This window comes from Burkholderia anthina, from assembly GCF_001547525.1.
Lineage (GTDB): Bacteria > Pseudomonadota > Gammaproteobacteria > Burkholderiales > Burkholderiaceae > Burkholderia > Burkholderia semiarida.
The window spans coordinates 2,045,859-2,068,396 of record NZ_LNJP01000003.1 but is presented as its reverse complement, the minus strand read 5'-3'; the positions used below and the strand labels follow the sequence as shown (position 1 = coordinate 2,068,396).

Genomic DNA, 22,538 nt, shown 5'->3' with positions numbered 1-22,538 from the left:
GCGGCCGCCGGGCGCGACCGTCCTTGCGTTTCGATGCAACAAGTGTAGGCAAGCACGCGCGACTGTTCGATGCTCGCGCCGCTCATTTACACTGAGCGTTTTTGCCATACCGGCGACACCGATGAAGCAGGAAGACAAGGGAACCGTCGCGATCAGCCTCGTCGCGTACAGCGTCGCGCTGGCCACGCGGCGCGGCGTCGCGGCCGAGCCGCTGCTCGCGCAAGCGGGCATCGCCCCGGCGCTGCTCGGTCAGCCGCGCGCACGCGTGTCCGCGCAGCAATACGGCGCGCTGTGGAACGCGATCGCCCGCACGCTCGACGACGAGTTCTTCGGGCAGGACAGCCACCCGATGCGCAGCGGCAGCTTCATCGCGATGAGCCAGGCGGCGCTATCCGCGCGCGACGGGCTGCACGCGATGGCGCGCGCGGTGAACTTCATGCACTGCGTGCTCGACGACCTGCACGCGGAGCTCGACGCGAACCCGCAGCGCGTGCGGCTGCGCTTCGTGCACCGCAACAACGGCGCGACGCCCGCGATGTTCACGTACGCGACCTATTTCATCATCGTGTACGGGCTCACCTGCTGGCTGATCGGGCGGCGCATCCCGCTGCTGCATGCGAGCTTCCGCTGCGACACGCCGCCCGCCGACCACGAATACCCGTCGATGTTCTGCGACGACATGCGCTTCAACGAGCCCGATTCGTATGTCGATTTCGATCCCGAATTCGCGACGCTGCCGGTCGTGCAGAACGCGAAGACGCTGAAAACGTTTCTACGCAACGCGCCGGCCAGCTTCATCGTCAAGTACCGCAACCCGAACGCGCTCGCGCAGCGCGTGCGCGCGGTGCTGCGCGGAATGCCGCCCGCCGCGTGGCCGGGCGCGGGCGGGATGGCCGCGCGGCTGCACGTGGCCGAGGCCACGCTGCGCCGCAAGCTGCACCAGGAAGGTCACGCGTACCAGTCGATCAAGGACACGCTGCGGCGCGATCTCGCGTTCGAGGCGCTGGCCGACCCCGCCCGCACGATCGCGGACGTCGCGGCCGCGACCGGCTTCGCGGAGCCGAGCGCGTTCTACCGCGCGTTCCGCAAATGGAGCGGACGCAGCCCGGCCGACTATCGCGACGAAGTGCTCGCGCGCGGCGGCGGCGCAAGCTGACGCCGGCCGGTGCGGCCGCACCTTCGCGCTTTCGGCCGAAACCGCCTAATCTTCAAGCATCGGGCCCACGCCCTTTTCGCGAGCCGGACGGCACGCGGCCGTGCGCCGCCCGGACGTCCCGATGCGCTTTCACCGTCATGGGCCGCCGCCGGCGCCTGCCGCGCCCGACGGCCGCCCCCGTCACCCGCTGTCCGCGCGGGTCGCGCGCGCCGCGCTGTTCGCGGCGCTGCTCGTCGTGTGCGCCGCGGTCGCCGCGCCGCCATCGGCCGACGCGCCCGCCGCGCATCCGGTCGTCGTGATTCCCGTCAACGGCGCGATCGGCCCCGCCAGCGCCGATTTCATCGTCCGTTCGCTCGCGCGCGCCGCCCGCGAGCACGCGCCGCTCGCGATCCTCCAGCTCGACACGCCCGGCGGCCTCGATACGTCGATGCGGCAGATCATCAAGGCCATCCTCGGCTCGCCGGTGCCGGTCGCCGCGTTCGTCGCGCCGGGCGGCGCGCGCGCGGCGAGCGCGGGCACCTACATCGTCTATGCGAGCCACTTCGCGGCGATGGCGCCCGGCACCAATCTCGGCGCGGCGTCGCCCGTGCAGTTGGGCATCGGCGGCGCCGCGCCGCCGGGCGCGCCCCCCGCCGCGCCCCATCCCGCCGCTGCGTCAGGTGCATCGGGTGCGTCCGCCACGCCGGCCGCGCTGCCGACCGATACGCAATCGACCGAGATCCGCAAGGCGATGCAGGACGCTTCAGCGTACATCCGCGGCCTCGCGCAGTTGCGCGGACGCAATGCCGAATGGGCCGAGCGCGCGGTGCGCGAGGCCGTGAGCCTGTCGGCGAACGAGGCGCGCGCGCAGCACGTCGTCGACCTGATCGCGCAGGACGCGGCCGATCTCGCGCGCCAGCTCGACGGCCGCGCGGTGACGACCACCGCCGGCACGCTGCGTCTGGCGACCGCGCACGCGCCGCTCGTCGCGCTCGCGCCCGACTGGCGCAGCCGCTTCCTCGCGATCATCGCCGATCCGAACGTCGCGCTGATCCTGCTGACGATCGGCATCTACGGCCTCTTCTTCGAATTCGCGAACCCCGGTTTCGTGCTGCCGGGCGTGGCCGGCACGATCTGCCTGCTGGTCGGGCTGTTCGCGATGCAGTTGCTGCCGGTCAGCTATGCGGGCCTCGGCCTCGTGCTGCTCGGGCTCGGCTGCCTCGTCGCGGAGGCGTTCCTGCCGACCTTCGGCGTGCTCGGGTTCGGCGGAATCGTCGCGTTCACGATCGGCGCGCTGATGCTGATCGACACCGACGTGCCCGGCTACGGGATTCCGTGGCCCGTGATCGCGAGCCTCGCGCTCGGCGGCGGGCTGCTCGTCGCGGGTGTGTCGGGCGTCGCGCTGCGCGCGCGGCGCCGCCCGGTCGTGACGGGTGCCGAGGCGCTGCTCGGCAGCATCGGCGAAGTGCTCGACGACGGCCTGCAGCCGGACCAGCCGCCGGGCGCGGCCGGCGCCGCGCCGTCGGCCGCCGGCTGGGCGCGCGTGCATGGCGAGCGCTGGCGCGTGGCGAGCAGCATGCCGCTGGCCGCCGGCTGCCGCGTGCGCGTGACCGGCCGCCACGGGCTGACGCTGACGGTCGCGCCGCTCTACGACGTGCCCGCGCCGGTCCATCCCCAGGGAGAACCTTCATGATCGGTTACACGTTCGGCTTCAGCAGCGTCCTCATCGTCTTCGTCGTGGTGCTCGTCGCATCGTCGATCCGCATCTTTCGCGAGTACGAACGCGGGGTCGTGTTCATGCTCGGCCGGTTCTGGAAAGTGAAAGGGCCGGGGCTCGTGCTGATCATCCCGATCGTCCAGCAGGTCGTGCGGATCGACCTGCGCACCGTCGTGTTCGACGTGCCCGCGCAGGACGTGATCACGCGCGACAACGTGTCGGTGAAGGTCAATGCGGTCGTGTATTTCCGCGTCGTCGATCCTGAGAAGGCCGTGATCCAGGTCGCGCGCTTCTTCGAGGCGACGAGCCAGCTCGCGCAGACGACGCTGCGCGCGGTGCTCGGCAAGCACGAACTCGACGCGCTGCTCGCCGAGCGCGAACAACTGAACGCGGACATCCAGAAGACGCTCGATGCACAGACGGATGCGTGGGGGATCAAGGTGTCGACGGTCGAGATCAAGCATGTCGACCTGAACGAGACGATGATCCGCGCGATCGCGCGGCAGGCCGAAGCCGAGCGCGAGCGGCGCGCGAAGGTGATTCACGCGGAAGGCGAATTGCAGGCGTCGGAAAAGCTGCTGCAGGCCGCGCAGCGGCTTGCGCTGCAGCCGCAGGCGATGCAGTTGCGCTACCTGCAGACGCTGACGACGATCGCGGCGGACAAGAACTCCACGATCGTGTTTCCGTTGCCGGTCGATCTGCTGGGGGCGTTGCTGGATCGGTTGGGCCCCGCGCGCGAGCGTTGAGACGCGCGCGTGCCGGGCCACATGACGCCGCGGCCGGTGCCGATGGGCGCGGGGGCCGACGCCCCGCCGCCCGGCGCCCCGCCCGCGTCAGGCCAGCAGCTTGCGCTCGGCCTTGCCGTACTTGATCGACTTCTCGTCCGGAATCATCAGGCCCGTGTGCTCGTCGCGGCCCTGCAGCAGGAAGCGTGCGTCCGGGTTGCCGATCTGTTCGGCCGCGAGCTTGCTGTCCGCGCCGATCTCGCCCTTCTTCATCCGGTTGACGATCACGCCGGCCGCGGTGTCCTTGAAATCGCGCAGCATCCACGCGTCGCCGTCGCTGTCGCCGAACACCAGCAGCGGGCCGTAGCCCTTCTTCGACGCGAGGACGTTGCGAATGCCCACCGTCTTGCCGGGCCCCCAGTTGAAATGCCAGCCGGCCGGATAGGTGCTCGTGTACTTGCCGTCCTGCATGTCGAGACGCAGGCCGATCACGTTCTCGGGCGGCACGCCGTAGCCGTAGTTCGGATTGCCGGCAAATACGCGCACGACGTCGTCGAGCGACGCGGTGCTCACGTACACGTCGATGCCGTTCGCGCGCAGCGTATGCATCACCGCGCGGATTTCCTCGTGAATGCGGATGCCGTGGAAATGCGTGTCCGCGACCACGCCGGCCTTGCCCGGCAGCGTCTTCGGGCTTTCGTAGCGGACCTTGCGCAGCGCGTCGCCGATACCGTAGTTGTTCGACGCTTCCGCCATCGCCTGCAGCTCGGCGGTCGTCATGTTCTTGTAGAAGTAGATGATCCACTTGTAGCCGACTTCGAGCGGATGCGTGTCGCAGATCGCGTCGTACATGAAGTACAGCTTCGCGCGAAAATCCTTGAACTGGTCGGTCTCGCGGATCTCGTCGAGGCTCTTGTCGCCGCCGAGGCCCTTGTAGTTCGCATGGAGCCAGCGGTAATCGGACTCGACGTCGGCGGCGAGGTCCTCCATCGTCACCGGCTTGCCGTCGAGGGTCGTGTAGTCCTTCATGAACGCGCCCTTCGGCACGTCCTTCCACATCACGCCGACGAATTCATCCGGCGTCAGCTTGTACTGCAGATGGTTGATCTGGTACATCAGCAACGCCTCTTCACAGTCGTTCATGATGCACGTGTTGTCCCAGTCGAACACCGCATACGGGCGGCGCTTTCCGTCGTAGTGCGCGCTCGCGACACCATGCCGGTCGAGCACCGCCTGCAGGCGCGCGGCGTTGAACGGCGACCAGCGGCCCGGGTCCAGCGCGTCCGGCGCGGCTACGCTCTTCGCGCCGGACGTGCCGGCCTTGAGCATCAGCGGCGTCGCGGCGGTCGCCGCGGCAAGGGTGTTCATGAACCGGCGGCGCTGCATGGTCTCTCTCCGTGGAAATGTCGAATGCGCTTCGATCGCCCCGCGCGACGCGCGACACACCGGCCCCGCGAAGCCGCCAAGGCGTCGGATCGGGCGGGTGATGTGACGAAATTATTTCGGCAATTTGACAGCGTCGCGCCGCGACGCGACGGAGAGTTGATCCGGCGCGACATCCTGGGCCCGCGCGAAACCCCGCGCGGCGCTCCCCGGCCGGCTCCCGCCCTTCGAAACACGTGCGCAGCGATGGCCATCCGGCCCCCACCGCCGGAAACCTAGAGCAACCCCTCCATTTCGGCCCTTCATTAGGAGAAGCCCTCATCTCCGGGGGCTGGCGCGCGACGTCGAACCGGCTATTATCGTTACATCACACAATGGCACATTAAATGCTGACTGAATAATCCGCCTCCGAATCACCGGCGGAAGCGATCCGGATCAGCGCCCAGCCTTGCACAAGGACCCGCATCGCGCCGACACCCAAACGCGGGCCGACACATGGAGACGCATCATGACCGCCCACCACCCGCTGCCGGAAGTCCACCTCGACGAGCTGCCGCAATTCCGCGCGGTCCAGCAACTGGCCTACCGCTGCGTCGAGACCGTCGGCGCGATGCTCTACCCCGGCATCACCGAGAAGGAAGCGGCGCGCCTGCTGACCGAATGGCTGCAGGACCACGGCGTGCACGACTGGCTGCACAAGCCGTTCGCGTGGTTCGGCGACCGCACCGCGTTCGACGGCTTCTCGGGCCTCAAGCACATGGGCGGCTTCAATCTCGCGTTCTTCCCGAGCAACCGTCAGCTCGAAGCCGACATGCCGGTGATCCTCGACGTCGCACCCGTGCTCGACGGCATCGTCGCCGATGTCGGCTATGCGCACTGCGTCGGCCGCAACCCGATCCTCGAGCAGTTGCAGGACGACCTGATGGACCACCGCGACATGATCGTGCGGCTCGTGAAGGCGCGCCGGTCGATGGCGGAAGTCGCGCAGGAAGTCGACGCGCTGTGCCGCCGCCAGGGCGTCGACCCGCGCCACAAGGCCTATCCGTTCAAGGTGCTCGCGCATCGTGTCGCGAAGATCCACAAGCTGTCGAAGCCGCGCTTCGTCGCGCGCTTCGGGCTGAACGCGACGCGCAACCTGCTGCTCGACCAGGGCCGCGCGGCGAAGCAGCAGGGCTGGTCGCCGCTGTGGTCGATCGATCGCCGCTCCGAGCATGCGCCGGTGCCGGGCCTGTGGGCCGTCGAGCCGCATCTCGGCTTCGCGGGCGTCGGCGCGAAATTCGAGGAACTGCTCGTGATCACCGACGACGATGCGTACTGGCTCGACGACGAGCTGCCGCACGTGCGCCGCTGGCAGCGCCGCCAGGCCGAGCGCGCGCAGGCCGCGGCGAACGTGCCGGCCGCCGCTTGACCCCTCCACGCCCCTCTTCCCCCTGAACGACGGACTCACGATGCAGCCTCTTTCCGACGAAGCGCCGCTGGCCCTGTTCGAATCGGTTCACAGCGAAACGGCGGTCGCCTCCGGCGACCTGACGCTCGCGGTGCGCACCTGGGGCGACCCGGCCCGCTCGCCGGTCGTGCTGGTGCACGGCTATCCCGACGACAGCAGCGTCTGGCGGCACGTCGCGCCGCTGCTTGCGCGCAAACACCACGTGATCGCGTACGACGTGCGCGGCGCGGGCCTGTCCGGCGTGCCGACGCGCACGGCCGACTACCATCTCGCGAAGCTGACCGACGATTTCGTCGCGGTGATCGACGCGCTCTGCCCCGGCCGCGCGGTGCACCTCGTCGCGCACGACTGGGGGGCGATCCAGGGCTGGGAGTTCGTCACCGATCCGCGCCTGGCCGGCCGTATCGCGTCATATACGTCGTGCTCGGGCCCGTGCCTCGACCACGTCGGCTTCTGGCTGCGCGAACGCGTGCTGCACCCGACGCCCGCGTCGCTGGCCAGGCTCGGCGGCCAGCTCGTGCGCTCGTGGTACGTCTACCTGTTCCACCTGCCGCTCCTCCCCGAACTCGGCTGGCGGCTGTGGCTCGGCCGCGCATGGCCGGGCCTGCTGCGCCGGATCGAGAAAACGCCCGCCGCGCCGCGCCCGACGCAGGCCGACGACGGCGCGCGCGGCGTGCGCCTCTACCGTGCGAACTTCATCCGCTGCCTGTTCGCGCCGCGCGAACGCTATGCGCATGCGCCGGTGCAGACCCTCGTGCCGCTCGGCGACAAGTACGTGAGCCCCGCGCTGTCCGAGAACCTGTCGCGCTGGGTGCCGCGCTACTACCGCCGCGAAGTCGCGGCCGGCCACTGGCTGCCGCTCGCCGATCCCGCGCGCTTCGCGGATCTCGCCGGTCAATTGATCGATGCAGTCGAATCCGGCAACGAACCGCCCGCGCTCGCGAACGCGCGCCGCCGCGCGACCAGCGGGCGCTTCAGCGGCAAGGTCGCGGTCGTCACCGGCGCGGGCAGCGGCATCGGCCGCTGCGCGGCGCTGGCCTTCGCACGCGAAGGCGCGACGGTCGTCGCATGCGACATCGATCTCGCGAGCGCCGAGCGCACCGCGCTGCTCATCGGGCTGACCGGTGCGCACGCGCATGCGAAACGCGTCGACGTCGGGTCCGCCGACGAAATGGAAGCGCTCGCGACCTGGGTCGGCAGCGAACTCGGCGGCGCGGACGTCGTGATCAACAACGCAGGCATCGGCATGGCCGGCGGCATCCTCGACACGAGCACGCGGCACTGGGAACGCATCCTGCACGTGAACCTGTGGGGCGTGATCCACGGCTCGCGGCTGTTCGCGCAGCAGATGGCCGAGCGCGGCGCCGGCGGGCACATCGTCAACACCGCGTCGGCCGCCGCGTTCGGGCCGTCGCGCGACCTGCCCGCGTATGCGACGACGAAGGCCGCGGTGCTGATGCTCAGCGAATGCATGCGCGCGGAACTCGCGGGGAAAGGCATCGGCGTGACGGCCGTGTGCCCCGGGTTCGCGGAAACGGGAATCATGGCGTCGACGCACTACGCGGGCGCGAGCGCCCAGGACGAAGCGCGGCTGCGCAAGCGCGCGACCAGGCTGTACCAGATGCGCGGCCTGAAACCCGAAACCGTCGCGCAGGCGATGATCGACGGCGTGCTGCGCAACCGCCCCGTCGTCGCGGTCGGCGGCGAAGCGCACGCGATGCGCTTCGTCGGCCGCTTCATGCCGTGGCTGGGCCGGATGATCGCCCGCGTCAGCATGGCATCGCATTGACGGCGCACGACGCCGCACAGGGAGACGACATGACCGATACCGCCAACTACCACAAGATCAGGGCCCGGCACGTGAAGTTCGACTTCAGCGACACGCCGGTCACCTGGGTGCCGAACGATCCGGGCAGCACGCACATCATCAACACGCTGAACCTGCTGTTCCCGGAAGGCGAGCTGTGGTTCTGCCGCGTCTACAACAAGGCGCTGCCGCTGATCGCCGATGCGCGCCTGCGCGACGAAGCCGAAGGCTTCCTGCGCCAGGAAGCCGTGCATTCGCGCTCGCACGGCGGCGTGCTGAAGCACTACTACGATCGTCACGGCATCGACACGAAGCCGTTCACGCAAAAGCTCAACTGGCTGTTCACGCGCGTGCTCGGCGAACGGCCGCTCGGGCTGAAGATCGGCCATACGCGCTTCTGGCTGCGTCAGCAGCTGGCCGTGATCGCGTCGCTGGAGCATTTCTTCGGCTATCTCGGCAACTGGGTGCTCAACGCGCACGGCCTCGACGAAGGCCATGCGGACCCGACGATGGTCGACCTGCTGCGCTGGCATGGCGCCGAGGAAGTCGAGCACCGCACCGTCGCGTTCGACATCTACCGGCACCTGGGCGGCACCTATCCGGAGCGCTGCGTGCACATGGCGTTGGTGATCCTGCTGCTGCTCCACTACATCACGACCGGCGCGAAGTTCATGTACCGGCGCGATCCGGACGCCGGCCGCTACCCGGGCTTCGTGCTCGCGTGGTGGCGGGGTTCGCGGCGCGGGCACCTGCCGTCGTTCTGGAAGGTGATCGGCGCGGCGCTGCGCTATTTCAAGCCAGGCTATACGCCGCATCACGAAGGCTCGACCGAGCAGGCGCTCGCCTATCTCGCCCGCTCGCCGGCCGCGCAGGCGGCCGCGCACGGCGGCAACTGGGGCACGACGAAAGGCACGTGACCGGGTTGCCGGCCGGTTCGGCGGGCGGCGCCCGCCGAAATGCGTACAATCGCGGCTTCAATTTCCCGGAGGTGCCGCGATGGCCATGAAGAAAACCGATCTCGAAAAGAACAAGGCGCTCAAGCTGACGCACGCGATGAAACAGTCGAGCTCCGCGCGTTTCGGCAAGGGCGCCGAAGAAGCGGCCAAGCTGGACCGCCGCGCGCAGCGCAAGCTCGACCAGGAACAGGGTCTCGTGCCGTTCGCGTGCAAGCTCAACGCGGAGCTCGTCGAACAGCTGAAGGCACGCGCGGCCACGCACCCGGAAGGGATGACGGGCCTGCTGTCCGAGCTGCTCGTGAACGGCCTCGCGCAACGCGACGCGTAATTGCCACGTATCTCGAAATTTCCGTTGACAGGGCCCCGCGGCCACGACACACTCGTTCGCATGCCTATGCTCAAGCCCATCGCCATCGCGCATCAAAAACGAGTGAACGCCCATACGTGGCGATCGCCGGGGGCGCTTGTGCATTAGCATCGAGATGCAGTCATGCATGTCACGAGGCCTCGCCGGAAACGGATGAGGCCTTTTTGTTTTGGTGCGCGTCATCCCGCCCGGCTCAACGATGGAGATGACGATGGACCAAGCAAGCCGGCTGGTTGTTTGCCCCGATCGGTGCCGCACCGATACGATCTCGTTGCCGAGAGTCGAGTTGCATTTCACGGTCGCGCCGCGCAAGACGCTGACGTGGCGCGCGCAGCACGACGCCGAAATCCGCGTGCATGATGCGACGCTGTGGATCACGCGGCTCGGCAGCGTCGACGATTACTGGATCCGCTCCGGCGACGTGCTGCGCGTGCAACGCGGCGAACGCGTGTGGATCGGCACCGACGGCGACCAACCGGCGCAGGCATCGATCACGACCGCGTACGTACGGCACGGCGAACGCGTCAGGCGCACGCTCGCGCAAGTGCAACGTTTGCTCGTGAAGGTAGGGAGAAGGAGTGGATGACGCGCGCCGTTACACGCGCGAAACGCGGAACGGCCGCGACCGGAAACGGGCGCACCCGCGGCGCAATGCGCCGCGGGTGCGCATCGAAGAACGCGGCACGCCGATGCGTGCCGCGAGCGATCGCGCGCCATGCGCAGCGAGAGGATGCCGCAGGTGCATCAGGTGCTGGCGGCGAGACGCGGGCCCGTGCTTCGTGGAGCGGAATCGAGGTCGGGGCGTTGCGCAGCCTGCGAGGTCACCCACGGATCGATGCCCTGCTTCTGCACCTCTTCGAGGAATGACACACGTGTGCGCCAGTAATCCGCCTGTAATTTCGCATCGATGACGCGCTGTTCGGCTGCGAACAGTTCCATGCGCGCCGTCACGAGCATCGACGCGGCGGTTTTTTCCGGCGTGGGGGCGTGTCGCATCGCCCAACGGCTGATCCAGTTCAACATGCTGACCTCCGTGATTACGGACGAACCCGCATCGGGCAATCGCAATCGGCCGTGCCTGACCGGCCGTGCGTGACTGGCCGCGCCTGCCCAAACGCGCAACGGCCTTGACCGCCATTCACCGCCTGGCCTGCACGGACTGCGACTCCCCCGCGTCGGCAATGATCGGCCGGCGTGTGTGCGAGCGGTGTATCTATCCTAGAAAGACTTGCCGGTTTACGCGATGGGGTCTTGCATTCTTTTACACAGAAACCACAGTCGCCCCCGCATCGCGAAATGACAGTTGCGGACGGGACGGCTTCGGCGCACGATAATCCGGTCCCTGCCGCCGCCTGGACAGACGAATGGCCGCCGCACGCGGTTGCCGGGTCGTGTGTCCGCACCGGCGGCACACGTGCGTTCGCACGAACGCGCCGCCTGCACCGCATTCGTGCAGCATGCGGGCGCTCCGTTTCAGTCGCATGTCGTCGTGCACCGGCTGCGCGCGACGCAGCCGGCATGCCGTTGCGCACGCATCGGCTGGTTTCGCCCGCCTGCCGGGCGCCCCTTCCGCTCGTTTCCTTCGTTCCCGCCGTTTCGGCCATTTCCGCCGGCCGGTGCCGCACGAACCGGTAAAATGCGCGCCTTCGTCGCGCGGCGGGCTGCCGGACCGTTTGCGCGCAGGCAACCGATCCTGCCCTCCAACTATATCGTCCGAGCTATCCACGCTATTACAATCCGCCGATAGCCGGACAATAGTGGCTGGTTACAGTTAGCCGGCCGCGCTGCCTGTACAACAATTCGGCACAACAATCAACACGACAACCCGACCGGAGAAACGCCTTCATGGAATCCATCAAGCGGTATTTCGGCTTCGCTGAAGCCGGCACCGATTTCCGCACCGAAATACTCGCGGGCGTCACCACGTTCCTGACGATGGCCTACATCATCTTCGTCAACCCCGCGATCCTCGGCGACGCCGGCATGCCGAAGGAATCCGTGTTCGTCGCGACCTGCCTCGTCGCGGCGCTGGCGTCGATCATCATGGGGCTGTACGCGAACTACCCGATCGCCTGCGCGCCCGGCATGGGCCTGAACGCATATTTCGCGTACACGGTCGTCAAGGGAATGGGATTCACGTGGCAGGCCGCGCTCGGCGCGGTGTTCGTTTCCGGCTGCCTGTTCCTGCTCGTCACGCTGTTCCGCGTGCGCGAGGCGATCGTCAACGGCATTCCGAAATCGCTGCGGATTTCCATTACCGCCGGCATCGGCCTGTTCCTCGGCATCATCTCGCTGAAGACGTCGGGCGTGATCGTCGGCAACCCGGCCACGCTCGTCACGCTCGGCGATCTGCACAAGCACGAGACGATCCTCGCGATCGTCGGCTTCTTCGCGATCGTCACGCTGGACCATCTGCGCGTGCGCGGCGCGATCCTGATCGGCATCATCGGCGTGACGATCCTGTCGTTCTTCTTCGCCGGCAACCAGTTCCACGGCGTGTTCTCCGCGCCGCCGTCGATCGACGCGACGCTGTTCAAGCTCGACATCGGCGCCGCGCTGTCGACCGGCATCATCAACGTGATCCTCGTGTTCTTCCTCGTCGAGCTGTTCGACGCGACCGGCACGCTGATGGGCGTCGCGAACCGCGCGGGCCTGCTCGTCGAAGGCAAGATGAACCGGCTGAACAAGGCGCTGCTCGCCGACAGCACCGCGATCGTCGCGGGCTCGGTGCTCGGCACGTCGTCGACCACCGCGTACATCGAAAGCGCATCGGGCGTGCAGGCGGGCGGCCGCACCGGCGTGACGGCCATCACCGTCGCGGTGCTGTTCCTCGCGTGCCTGTTCATCGCGCCGCTCGCCGGCGTCGTGCCGGGCTACGCAACCGCACCGGCACTGCTCTACGTGTCGTGCCTGATGCTGCGCGAGATGGTCGAGGTGCCGTGGGACGATGCGACGGAAGCCGTGCCGGCCGCGCTGACCGCGCTGCTGATGCCGTTCACGTACTCGATCGCGAACGGCGTCGCGTTCGGCTTCATCGCGTACGGCGGCCTCAAGCTGCTGACGGGCCAGGGCCGCACGGTCAAGCCGATCGTATGGATCATCGCGGCCGTGTTCCTGTTCCGCTTCTTCTATCTCGGCAGCGAGTGATCGCGGACCGCGCACCGACGCAATGCACGATGAAAACGCCACCTTCGGGTGGCGTTTTCGTTTTCGCACGATTGCTCTGCGATCCTCATGAATCGACGTGCCCGAGCGCGCCGACGCTCGGGCGATCCCGCACGGCCCGCATACGAAAATGCCGCGCGGCCCCGCCGAACGGCATTGCGTGAAGGCAACGTCCTCGCGTGCGCGCGCGGTTGCGCGCGCCGGCGGACGGGCGTCGTGTCGTCAGCGCCAGTTGGCCTCGTAGAAGCGCACGTAGCCGCTGCGCAGCGTCACGCATTGCGCACGTGTTTCCGACAGCAGGCGCCGTGCGGCCGCCTCGATGCGCTCGCGGTGCTGATCGAATGCGCCGACCATGTCCTCGAAGCGCGGCGATGCCGCGCCGAAGTGGTCTTCCAGCGCCTCGGCGGTGATCTGGCACTGGACGCGCTCGCCATTGACCAGTGCCGTGAACCCCAGCATCAGGTCACGCCCCGAATACTCCGGCTTCTCGTTCGTGAAATGGATCTGCATGGAGCCGCCTCGACCGGTAGAAAACGAATGACCGCGTCCGTCGTCCGCTACCGGCCGGACGAAATGCACGCGGGCTCGCCGGCGGAGGCCCCGGCCGCGGAGTGTGGCGCGGTCGATGCATGCCGGTTGAATTCCACTTTAGACGGTTTAGCGCCAGAGACAACAATTTCGGTGTGCGTCGTTCCGACGCGCATTTCGTCTGATCTGCGCGGCATCCGGCACTGTTTCGCCAACGGACGTCAGTGCGGATCGGTCGGCCAGACGTTGAGCGCGATCGCGGCGGTCGTGACGCCCACCGCAATCGCGGCCGCCCCGTATCTCACCGCATCGGTCAGATCGAACAGCAACCCGTGGATCGCCACGGCAATGCCGCCCAGCATGATGAAAGTGGCGATGGCCGCCAGCACGACTCTCAGTTCCGCCCGAACCATGATGCGTCTCCCGAACGGATGCATGTCGCGTCGCATGCGTGTTGCACCGCGGAACACGGCGCGCGCGTGCTCCATTTCCATCATTGCAGGCGGGCGCTTAAAAGCAAGGGGATTTTGTTGGCAGTCGCGCATCGCACGTGGCGCTTGTATGATGATGCGTACCCGGACGGACGGCTGGCGCGCCGAATGGTGCGCCGCGAGCGGAGCCGCACTCCGCCGCCGATGCCGATCCGGTTGCCCCGGCGGCCCCGGGAACAGGAGACAAACCATGCCGCAATCCTTCGTGCTGCCCGCCACCGCGGGGCGTACCGACCTGCTCGCGCAGGCGCATGCGCGTTCGACCGCGGTCGGCCTGCGCGCGCACGAACGCCCCGATTTCTCGCCGCTGTCGCGCGTCGCGCTGCGCGAACTGCTCGACACGAATCACACGCTGTTCTCGCACGCGCGACCGGTGATGGAGGACCTCCACGCGCAGATCGCCGATACGCAAAGCCTCGTGCTGCTGACCGACGCCGACGGCGTGATCCTGCACAGCATCGGCGACGCGGACTTCATCGAGAAAGCGAACCGCGTCGCGCTCTGCGACGGCGTGTCGTGGGCCGAAGGCGCGCGCGGCACGAACGCGATCGGCACCGCGCTCGCGTCCGGCCAGGCCGTCGTCGTGCACGGTTCCGAACATTTCCTGCGCGCGAACCATATCCTCACCTGCGCCTGTGCGCCGATCGTCGACCCGTTCGGCCGCACGCTCGGCACGCTCGACGTGAGCGGCGACCCGCGCGGCTCCAGCCCGCATACGCTCGCGCTCGTGCGGATGTCGGCGCAACTGATCGAGAACCACCTGTTCGCGAACCAGTGCGGCGAAGCGCTGCGGCTGCGCTTTCACGCACACGAGGATTGCGTCGATTCGCTGTTCGCCGGGCTCGTCGCATTCGGCGCCGACGGCAGGCTGATCGCCGCGAACCGCAGCGCCCAATTTCAGCTCGGCGCGTCGTTCGACACCCTGCAGCACCAGGCCAGCGACGCACTGTTCAGCATGCGCTTCGGCGAGCTCGCGCGGCAGGCCGCCCGCGCGCCGGGCGCCACGTTCCGCCTCACGCTGTCGACCGGCGTGCGCGTGCTCGCACGCTGCGAATTCCCGGAAGCGCAGAAAACGACCGTCGCCGTCACGCCGCCCGCGCCGGCCGCGCGCATGCGCGCACCGGACCCCGATGCGATCACGTTCGCGACGCTCGACACCGGCGACGCGCGCATGGCCGCCGTGCTCGAACGCGTCGCGAAGATCCGCGGGCGCGACCTGCCGCTGCTGATCCTCGGCCAGACCGGCACCGGCAAGGAATGGCTCGCCCGCGCGCTGCACCAGGCGTCGCCGCGTGCGGACGGCCCGTTCGTCGCGGTCAACTGCGCGGCGCTGCCCGATTCGCTGATCGAGGCCGAGCTGTTCGGCTACGAAGACGGCGCGTTCACCGGCGCGCGCAAGCGCGGCAGCCCCGGCAAGATCGCGCAGGCCGACGGCGGCACGCTGTTTCTCGACGAGATCGGCGACATGCCGCTCGCGCAGCAGGTGCGGCTGATGCGCGTGCTGCAGGAGCGCGCGGTGATGCCGCTCGGCGGCGCACGCGCGGTGCCGGTCGACGTGCGCGTGGTGTGCGCGACCCACCGCGACCTGCGCGCGATGATCGCGGAGGGCACGTTCCGCGAGGATCTGTTCTACCGGATCAACGGGCTCGCGGTCACGCTGCCGGCGCTCGCGACGCGCACCGACCTGCCCGCGCTCGTCGAACGGATCCTCGCGCGGCTCGCGCGCAGCGAGCCGATGCCGCGCCGCCTCGCGGCCGACGTGCTCGACGCGTTCGCGCGCCACCGCTGGCCCGGCAACCTGCGGCAGATGACCAACGTGCTGCGCACGGCCGGCATGCTCGCCGACGACGAAGCGGAAATCACGCTCGCGCATTTGCCCGACGATTTCTGGCTCGACTGCGACGATGCGCCGGCTGCGCCGGCGGCAGCCGCATCGGTCCCGTCGGCGGGCAGGCGCGAAGGCACGACGCTGCAGAGCCATCAGGCCGCGATGATCGACGCGGTGCTCGCACGCCATGGCGGCAACGTATCGGCGGCCGCGCGCGAGCTCGGCCTCGCGCGCAATACCGTGTACCGGTATCTGCGGCGGCACTGACACCCGCGGCGGGCGGCCCTCGGCCGCCGGCGGGTTCGGGTATGCTTGGCGCGATGCCGCCGAACCGCCCGCTTCATTCATGACCGATCCAGATCACCCGCCCCTCGTGCGCGTCGACCCGCTCGGCGCAACCTTCGACGCGCCCGATTCGCTGACCGTGCTGGAAGCCGCCGCCTTCGCGCGCGTGTCGCTGCCGCGCTCGTGCCGCAACGGCACGTGCCGAAGCTGCCTTTGCCGGATCGTCAGCGGCAGCGTACGCTATACGATCGAATGGCCGGGGCTCTCCCGCGAGGAAAAGGCCGACGGCTATACGCTGCCGTGCGTGGCCGTCGCGACGTCGGACCTCGTGCTCGACGTGCCCGACGCGGTCATGCTCGACTAGACGCGGCGTGCGCCCGCGCACGTCGTCCTGCAACGCTCGATCCTGCATGGAGAACGTGATGGCCCAGCCAACCGATCGCATCGAAAAACAGACGCTGCTCGCCGCGCCGCCCGACCGCGTCTGGGCGGCCGTCAGCGATTCCGACGAATTCGGCCAGTGGTTCGGCGTCGCGTTCGACGGCCCGTTCGAGGCCGGCCAGCCGCTGTTCGGCCGCATCACGCCGACCCGCGTCGACGACGACGTCGCCAAGGCGCAGGAGCCCTACGCGGGCACCGTGTTCGAAATCGTCGTCGACCGTATTGAACCCAAGCAACTGCTCTCTTTTCGCTGGCATCCGTTCGCGATCGATCCGAATGTCGATTACGCGTCCGAGCCGATGACGCTCGTCACGTTCACGCTCGCGGCACAAGCCGGCGGCACGCTGCTCACGGTCACCGAAACGGGTTTCGACCAACTGATCGAAGCGCGTCGCGCGACGGCGCGCGACATGAACGACCAGGGCTGGGCCGCGCAGATGACGCTGATCGCGAAGTATCTGGCGAAGCACGCGTAGCGCGCCGCGATGCCGCACGCGCCTGCCGACTCGCGAATCGACGTGCGTGGCATAATCCGCTCCATCGTCGTCCACCCGCCGCCGCGCATCGCATGCTGAGTCGTCGTCTCCGGAAGATCGGCAGTCTGATCGGGATGCTCGCCATCCTGATGACGGCGCTCGCGCCGACGATCTCGCAGGCGCTGACCACGCAAGGGCGCGTCGACGCGCTGCTGGCCGGCTACTGTTCGGCCGCGCCGGCCGCTGGTGACCGCTCCGCCGACGCGTCGACGAAAAGCCTGCAGGCCCATCTGCAGGCATGCGGCTACTGCAGCCTGCTTGCCCACACGCCCGCGCTGCCCGCGCCCGAGTTGACGTTCGCGGCCCACGTGCACGCGATCGAGCATCGCGCGGCGACCCGCTTCGAAAGCCTGCGCCGCGCGCTGCCGCTCACGGCCGCGCAACCGCGCGCCCCGCCGTTCGCGTCCTGATCCGTCGTCATTTAGCGTGATGCCGCAGCGCATCGCGCAGCCCGCGCACGCCGCCCGCGTGCGCGACATGTCACGTTTCGAAGGACGATCATCATGTGTCACCCTGCTGCGCGCGGCGTCGTGCCGGGCGCGTGGTTGGCCGTCTGCGGCCCGGATGGCCGCGCCTGCATTCGCGCGCATGCGAATGTCCGGCCGCGCACGTTCGTACCGACCGCCACCGGCCGCGATGCCGCGCGCGCAGCCGTCCGTCGAATCCGTCTGTTCCATCCGATTCGTCACTCGCTCATCCAGCCATGAAAACCGCCACTTTCGCTCGCGGCGCACTCGCCGCGCTCGGCTTCGTCATCATCCACGCCGCCCATGCGCATGGGCTTCCGAAAACGCAGGACCCGGCCCCCGACGCCACGCTGTCGAGCGCGCCGCACGCGGTCACGATCGATTTCGGCGAGACGCTCGAGCCGGCGTTCAGCTCGATCGCCGTGACCGACAGCCACGGGCAGTCGGTCGTCGACGGGAAGTCGGCCGTCGATGCCGGCAACCGGAAGCGGATGCGCGTCGCGCTGACGAGCCTGAAGCCCGGCACCTACACGGTCGCGTGGATCGCGGTGGCCAGCGACGGCCATCGCACGCACGGCCGCTACGCATTCACGCTGAAGTAACGCATGTCACCCACGCGATGCGCGTCGGCGCTCGATGCCGGGCGCATTCGCATCGATGCCCTCGGCATCGCACCCGACAAGGAGAACACACGATGAAACACTCGATTCCGACCGGCCTGCTCGCGGCGCTGGCGCTGCACGCGTCCGCCACGTTCGCCGCGCCGGCCATCCAGGCCGACGCCTGCTGGATCCGCACGATGCCGGCGACGGTGCCGTCCTCCGGCTACTTCACGCTGAAGAACGACGGCGACGCGCCCGCGACGCTGACCGGTATCGACACGCCCGCATACGGGATGGCGATGGTGCATGAAACGCGGACGAGCGGCAGCACCGCGAAGATGGTTCACGTCGACTCGGTGGTCGTACCCGCACACGGCACGCTGACGTTCAAGCCGAAGAGCTATCACGTGATGCTGGAGGAGCCGCGCCAGGCCGTCGCGCCTGGCGCGAAGGTGCCGGTTCGGCTGCATTTCGCGGACGGCTCGACCGTGTCCGTGACCTGCGACGCGAAGGCGCCGACCTACGCCGGCCAGTAACGCCGCCGACTCACCACGGAAGGAGATGCTGATGAAAAACCGCTTGCCGCTGGCCGACCTGATCGTCCGCTACCGGACGCCGCTGAATGTCGCGGTACTGATCGCCTGCGGGTCATGGGCCGCGTGGATCGCATGGATGACGCGGCCTGCCGCCATCGATACGCCGCCGCCGATTCCCGCGTACTGCATGCGCGACGCGCGCTGACGCGCGGCGCGGCACGCGTCAGCCGGCGCCACCCGTCAGCGCATCCGAGCGGCCAGCGCGGCCGTGATCTCGTCGAACGACGGCCGCGCATCGACGTCCTCGTTCACGCACGCCGCCGCCAGCGCGTCGAGCGCGCCGGTGCGCGATTCGCAGCGTTCGAGCAATTCGCCGAGCAGATAGCCGAACGCGCGCACTTCGAGCCGCTCGAACCTTGCGCCGCGCGTGCGCTCGTTCACGTCGTACAGCGAAGCCGCCCCGAAATCCCCGAGCAGCGCGCCGCCCGCGCCGTCGTGCAGGATGTTGTGCGCATACAGGTCGCCATGCATGATGCCGCGCGCGTGCAGATGGCCGGCCGCCGACGCGATGCCGTGCGCGATCCGCAGCGCTTGCGCCGGATCGAATGTCGCATCGGCGGCATAGACGTCTCGCGTGCACGACGCGAAGCTCGGCGGCCCGGCGAGGTTCGTCAGCGCAGGATCGACCCGCTCCATCACGAGGCCGTGCGTGCCGTCCGGATGCCCGCGCACCTTGCCGATCACCGGAATCAGGTTCGGGTGGCGGCCGGCATGCAGGCACGCGGCCATTTCGCAATCGGGCAGGCCGTCGCTCGTCACCGCGCCCTTGAACAGCTTCACCGCGACCGTCCGCGGCGGGTGGCCGTCCGCACGCCATTGCGCGCGGTAAATCACGCCCGACGCGCCCTCGCCCAGTTTCTGTTCGCACGACAGCGCGGCCCAGTCGATCTCCGCGATGTCCGGCCCGGCGGACGCCGCGGCCTCCGGCGCCGCGCCGAACGGATTGCCGGCCACCGCAAGCCATGCGAGACGCGGCAGGCGCGGCAACCAATCGGGCAACGCATCGAGCCGGTTCGCCGACAGGCGCACGAGCTCCAGCGCGCGGCAGGCGGCCATTTCCACGGGTAGCGCACGCAACTGGTTGCCGGCCAGCATGAGCTTCTGCAAGCGCGCACAGTCGCCGATATCGGCCGGCAGTTCGTCGATCGCGTTGTCGGTCAGGATCAGCCAGCGCAGCGCACGCGGCAGCGCGCCGCGCGGCACGGTGCGGATCCGGTTCGCCTTGAAGCCGATCATGTCGAGCTGGTCGCACGCGCCGAGCACGTCGGGGAACGCGGTGAAGCGGTTGCCCGACGCGAACAGGATGCGCAGCCGATGCAGCCGCGGCAGGTCGTCCGGCAGCGCGGACAGCGCATTGCCGGTCAGGTCGAGCACTTCGAGCGTATCGGCCAGATCGAAGATCTCGCGCGGAAATTCGGTCAGTCCGCACGCGAGCTTCAGTTGCCGCGCGCCCGACAGTTGTCCGGCCTGCAGTTGTTCGAGGGTGTGGGTCACGGGGAGAAAAACGGGTGGCGGTTGCGGGGACCCGTCGGGTCGATCGGACGAATTCTACCGGGATCGATCGGGCGCCCGTACACGACCTTGTCATACCCCCTTCACAAACGCGCGATGTGACGTTAGAATTGCGCCCCTTGCAGTGCCGACGTGGTGAAATTGGTAGACACGCTATCTTGAGGGGGTAGTGGCGAAAGCTGTGCGAGTTCGAGTCTCGCCGTCGGCACCAGATGCGTTTTCCTCGCATTCCAGCATGATCCGAAACCCGCGACAGCACTTGGCTTCGCGGGTTTTTTGTTGCCCGCTACGCGAGCAGCAGAAAATTCCGCACCACCGCGGACGGCTCGTCGCAGCGCGACGCAATGGCGAGCCTCGCGCGAAACCGGTTGCCCGCGAACGGCCGGTATACGACCCCGGGCACCTGCACCTGCGTAATCGCCTTCGGCACGACCGACACGCCGAGGCCAGCCGCCACCAGCGTCACCGCGGACGCGATCTGCGGCGCCGGTTGCCCCATGCGCGGCTCGAACCCGGCAGCCTTGCACGCCGCGACGATATCGTCGAACAGCGCGGCGCCGGCCGCGCGCGGCACCTGCACGAACGACTCGTCGGCGAGTTCCGCCAGTTCGACGCGCCGCCGCTGCGCCAGCCGGTGCGCGACGGGCAGCGCGACGAACATCGGCTCCTCGTCCCAATCGGATACCCGCAGCGTCGCGGCGACGCGGCGCTCCGGCCGGACGATCGCGACGTCGAGGCGCCCGGCCTCCAGCGCCTCCAGCAGCACACCGGACGTCGCTTCCTGCAACGTCAGCTCCGCATCCGGAAACGCCTCGCGAAAGCGGCGAAGCAGATCCGACACTTTCGGATTGAACGCGGCTGTCCCGGTGAAGCCGACGCGCAGATGGCCGGTTTCCCCGCGCGCGGCGCGCCGGGCCGCCCGTGCCGCGCGCTCGGCGTCGTCGAGCACGCGCCGCGCCTCTTCCGCGAAAACTTCGCCCGCCAGCGTCAGCTCGGCGCCGCGCGCGGTGCGCTTGAACAGTTCCACGCCGAGCTCGTTCTCGAGCGCCTTGATCTGCTGGCTCAACGGCGGCTGGCCGATGCCGAGCGCTTCGGCGGCCTTCGTGAAATTCGACGCGGCGGCGACGGCCAGAAAGTAGCGCAGATGCCGGAGTTCCATGCGTGACGTGACCTCGCGATGAGTCGGGCTGGCCTGTCAGCCAGTGTTAAAACATATTGCTGCGGTTCATTTCATATATTGGACATATACATGACCGTGCGCAAGAATTCGTGTATTCCGTCGCACATCGAGTGCCCTCATGTCCTCCGCTTCGATTTCCCGCTCCATGCCCGGCACGCAGAACACCACGCCCGATGCGCTGCCGGCCGGCGTGTCCCCGCGCTCGGCCGCGTACAAGCGCATCGCGTTCGCGCTGTTCCTCGCCGGCTTTGCCACCTTCTCGCTGCTGTACTGCGTGCAACCGCTGCTTCCCGCGTTCGCCCGCGAATTCAACGTCGGCGCGGCGTCGAGTTCGCTGTCGCTGTCGCTGTCTACCGGAATGCTCGCGGTGTCGATCCTGTGCGCCGGCGCGCTGTCCGAACGGGTCGGGCGGCGCGGGCTGATGTTCGCGTCGATGACGCTCGCCGCGCTGTTCAACCTGCTCGCCGCGTGGTCGCCGAACTGGCACCTGCTGCTGCTCTGTCGTGCGCTCGAAGGCTTCGCGCTCGGCGGCGTGCCGGCGGTGGCGATGGCCTATCTCGCGGAAGAAATCGCCGCCGACGGGCTCGGCCTGTCGATGGGGCTCTATGTCGGCGGCACCGCGTTCGGCGGCATGATCGGACGGATCGGGATGAGCGCGCTCGAGGAGCACTTCTCGTGGCGCACGGCGATGCTGTCGATCGGCGTCGTCGATCTGCTCGCGGCGCTCGCATTCGTGATGCTGCTGCCGGCGTCGCGACGCTTCGTGAAGCGCACCGACCTGACGCTGCGTCACCACCTGCGGCTGTGGCACGCGCAATTGCGCCACGCCCGCCTGCCGTTCGTGTTCTCGATCGGCTTCCTCGTGATGGGCGCGTTCGTGACGATCTACAACTACGCCGGATTCCGGCTCATGGCCGCGCCGTTCAACCTGAGCCCGACCGCGTGCGGGCTGATCTTCGGCGCGTACCTGTTCGGCATGGTGTCGTCATCGAGCGCCGGCGCGCTCGCCGATCGCCTCGGGCGCGCGCCGGTGCTGGTGAGCGGCATCGTCGTGTTCGCGGCGGGCCTCGCGCTGACGCTGTCGCATTCGCTCGTCGCGATCGTCGTCGGCATCGTGCTCGTGACGATCGGCTTCTTCGTCGCCCATTCGGTGGCGAGCGGCTGGGTCGGCGCGCTCGCGGGCGCCGCGAAGGGGCATGCGGCTTCGCTGTATCTGCTCGCCTACTATGTCGGGTCGAGCGTGCTCGGCTCGGTCGGCGGCGCGTTCTGGCAACACGGCGCGTGGACGAGCGTCGCCGCGTATGTCGCGGTGCTGCTCGTCATCGCATTGCTGGCGGCGCGGCGCTTGAGCCGCGCTTGAACCACACGCG

At 68.7% G+C, this 22,538-nt stretch carries 23 protein-coding genes and 1 tRNA gene; 18 read left to right on the top strand and 6 right to left on the bottom strand.

Features of this window, described 5'->3' with window-relative positions:
* Positions 1 to 121: 121 nt before the first annotated feature.
* The 3 genes from WS64_RS29115 to WS64_RS29105 all read left to right on the top strand — a co-directional run bounded on the left by WS64_RS29115 (position 122) and on the right by WS64_RS29105 (position 3,598).
* The gene (locus tag WS64_RS29115; protein ID WP_059584518.1) at positions 122 to 1,156 is read left to right on the top strand and encodes an AraC family transcriptional regulator; all 1,035 of its coding nucleotides are present in this window, start codon (positions 122 to 124) and stop codon (positions 1,154 to 1,156) included.
* Between the two features lie 121 nt (positions 1,157 to 1,277).
* A complete protein-coding gene (locus WS64_RS29110; protein WP_060968628.1) occupies positions 1,278 to 2,828 on the top strand; it encodes an NfeD family protein in 1,551 nt (516 codons plus the stop codon).
* Positions 2,825 to 3,598 (top strand): slipin family protein, encoded by a 774-nt coding sequence (locus WS64_RS29105; RefSeq protein WP_059584516.1) that lies wholly within the window; start codon positions 2,825 to 2,827, stop codon positions 3,596 to 3,598. Before WS64_RS29110 ends, WS64_RS29105 begins: the two co-directional genes overlap by 4 nt.
* 87 nt (positions 3,599 to 3,685) lie before the next feature.
* On the opposite strand, the gene WS64_RS29100 is transcribed toward WS64_RS29105, so the two are convergent.
* Positions 3,686 to 4,963, bottom strand: a complete 1,278-nt coding sequence (locus WS64_RS29100; RefSeq protein ID WP_059584514.1) for an HAD family hydrolase — start codon at positions 4,961 to 4,963, stop codon at positions 3,686 to 3,688.
* 505 nt (positions 4,964 to 5,468) lie between these two features.
* Between WS64_RS29100 and WS64_RS29095 the strand changes: the two genes are divergently transcribed.
* The 5 genes from WS64_RS29095 (at position 5,469) to WS64_RS29075 (ending at position 10,123) form a co-directional block, all read left to right on the top strand.
* Positions 5,469 to 6,368 (top strand): M24 family metallopeptidase, encoded by a 900-nt coding sequence (locus WS64_RS29095; RefSeq protein WP_060968501.1) that lies wholly within the window; start codon positions 5,469 to 5,471, stop codon positions 6,366 to 6,368.
* 40 nt (positions 6,369 to 6,408) lie between these two features.
* Positions 6,409 to 8,196 (top strand): SDR family oxidoreductase, encoded by a 1,788-nt coding sequence (locus tag WS64_RS29090; protein ID WP_060968500.1) that lies wholly within the window; start codon positions 6,409 to 6,411, stop codon positions 8,194 to 8,196.
* 29 nt (positions 8,197 to 8,225) lie between these two features.
* Positions 8,226 to 9,131, top strand: a complete 906-nt coding sequence (locus WS64_RS29085; protein WP_060968499.1) for a metal-dependent hydrolase — start codon at positions 8,226 to 8,228, stop codon at positions 9,129 to 9,131.
* 79 nt (positions 9,132 to 9,210) lie between these two features.
* Positions 9,211 to 9,498 (top strand): hypothetical protein, encoded by a 288-nt coding sequence (locus WS64_RS29080; RefSeq protein ID WP_059525440.1) that lies wholly within the window; start codon positions 9,211 to 9,213, stop codon positions 9,496 to 9,498.
* Between the two features lie 250 nt (positions 9,499 to 9,748).
* Positions 9,749 to 10,123, top strand: a complete 375-nt coding sequence (locus tag WS64_RS29075; RefSeq protein ID WP_059585091.1) for a DUF2917 domain-containing protein — start codon at positions 9,749 to 9,751, stop codon at positions 10,121 to 10,123.
* Between the two features lie 158 nt (positions 10,124 to 10,281).
* Here WS64_RS29075 and WS64_RS29070 read toward each other — a convergent pair whose 3' ends face one another.
* Positions 10,282 to 10,560, bottom strand: a complete 279-nt coding sequence (locus tag WS64_RS29070) for a hypothetical protein (RefSeq protein WP_060968498.1) — start codon at positions 10,558 to 10,560, stop codon at positions 10,282 to 10,284.
* 822 nt (positions 10,561 to 11,382) lie between these two features.
* On the opposite strand from WS64_RS29070, the gene WS64_RS29065 reads away from it, so the two are divergent.
* A complete protein-coding gene (locus WS64_RS29065; protein ID WP_060968497.1) occupies positions 11,383 to 12,684 on the top strand; it encodes an NCS2 family permease in 1,302 nt (433 codons plus the stop codon).
* A gap of 240 nt (positions 12,685 to 12,924) precedes the next feature.
* Here WS64_RS29065 and WS64_RS29060 read toward each other — a convergent pair whose 3' ends face one another.
* Positions 12,925 to 13,212, bottom strand: coding sequence for a DUF1488 family protein (locus WS64_RS29060; protein WP_006486743.1), 288 nt, complete (start codon positions 13,210 to 13,212; stop codon positions 12,925 to 12,927).
* Positions 13,213 to 13,451: 239 nt separating this feature from the next.
* Positions 13,452 to 13,727 (bottom strand): DUF2964 family protein, encoded by a 276-nt coding sequence (locus tag WS64_RS29055; RefSeq protein ID WP_347876646.1) that lies wholly within the window; start codon positions 13,725 to 13,727, stop codon positions 13,452 to 13,454.
* Positions 13,728 to 13,911: 184 nt separating this feature from the next.
* Between WS64_RS29055 and WS64_RS29050 the strand changes: the two genes are divergently transcribed.
* From WS64_RS29050 to WS64_RS35030, 7 genes are all read left to right on the top strand, one after another.
* On the top strand, positions 13,912 to 15,816 hold the full coding sequence (locus WS64_RS29050; protein WP_060968496.1) for a sigma-54-dependent Fis family transcriptional regulator: 1,905 nt from the start codon (positions 13,912 to 13,914) through the stop codon (positions 15,814 to 15,816).
* 79 nt (positions 15,817 to 15,895) lie between these two features.
* Positions 15,896 to 16,198 (top strand): 2Fe-2S iron-sulfur cluster-binding protein, encoded by a 303-nt coding sequence (locus tag WS64_RS29045; RefSeq protein WP_059584503.1) that lies wholly within the window; start codon positions 15,896 to 15,898, stop codon positions 16,196 to 16,198.
* Positions 16,199 to 16,256: 58 nt separating this feature from the next.
* Positions 16,257 to 16,751, top strand: coding sequence for an SRPBCC family protein (locus WS64_RS29040; protein WP_060968627.1), 495 nt, complete (start codon positions 16,257 to 16,259; stop codon positions 16,749 to 16,751).
* A 92-nt stretch (positions 16,752 to 16,843) separates the two neighbouring features.
* Positions 16,844 to 17,221, top strand: coding sequence for a DUF2946 domain-containing protein (locus tag WS64_RS29035; protein WP_060968495.1), 378 nt, complete (start codon positions 16,844 to 16,846; stop codon positions 17,219 to 17,221).
* 293 nt (positions 17,222 to 17,514) lie between these two features.
* Complete coding sequence (locus WS64_RS29030; protein WP_060968494.1) at positions 17,515 to 17,880, top strand: copper resistance CopC family protein; 366 nt, start codon at positions 17,515 to 17,517, stop codon at positions 17,878 to 17,880.
* A gap of 92 nt (positions 17,881 to 17,972) precedes the next feature.
* Entirely contained in the window at positions 17,973 to 18,416 is a 444-nt protein-coding gene (locus tag WS64_RS29025; RefSeq protein ID WP_059584498.1) for a copper chaperone PCu(A)C, read from the top strand.
* A 31-nt stretch (positions 18,417 to 18,447) separates the two neighbouring features.
* Positions 18,448 to 18,621 carry a hypothetical protein gene (locus WS64_RS35030; RefSeq protein WP_167351648.1) on the top strand — a complete coding sequence of 58 codons (174 nt, stop codon included), beginning with the start codon at positions 18,448 to 18,450 and terminating at the stop codon, positions 18,619 to 18,621.
* 35 nt (positions 18,622 to 18,656) lie between these two features.
* Here WS64_RS35030 and WS64_RS29015 read toward each other — a convergent pair whose 3' ends face one another.
* Positions 18,657 to 19,970, bottom strand: coding sequence for a leucine-rich repeat-containing protein kinase family protein (locus tag WS64_RS29015; protein ID WP_060968493.1), 1,314 nt, complete (start codon positions 19,968 to 19,970; stop codon positions 18,657 to 18,659).
* A 144-nt stretch (positions 19,971 to 20,114) separates the two neighbouring features.
* Between WS64_RS29015 and WS64_RS29010 the strand changes: the two genes are divergently transcribed.
* Positions 20,115 to 20,199 (top strand) — tRNA-Leu (locus WS64_RS29010).
* Positions 20,200 to 20,274: 75 nt separating this feature from the next.
* Here the strand turns inward: WS64_RS29010 and WS64_RS29005 are convergent.
* Complete coding sequence (locus WS64_RS29005) at positions 20,275 to 21,147, bottom strand: LysR family transcriptional regulator (protein ID WP_059640826.1); 873 nt, start codon at positions 21,145 to 21,147, stop codon at positions 20,275 to 20,277.
* Positions 21,148 to 21,286: 139 nt separating this feature from the next.
* On the opposite strand from WS64_RS29005, the gene WS64_RS29000 reads away from it, so the two are divergent.
* Positions 21,287 to 22,528: an MFS transporter gene (locus tag WS64_RS29000; RefSeq protein WP_059640825.1), complete on the top strand. Its 1,242-nt coding sequence runs from the start codon at positions 21,287 to 21,289 to the stop codon at positions 22,526 to 22,528.
* Positions 22,529 to 22,538: the final 10 nt, after the last annotated feature.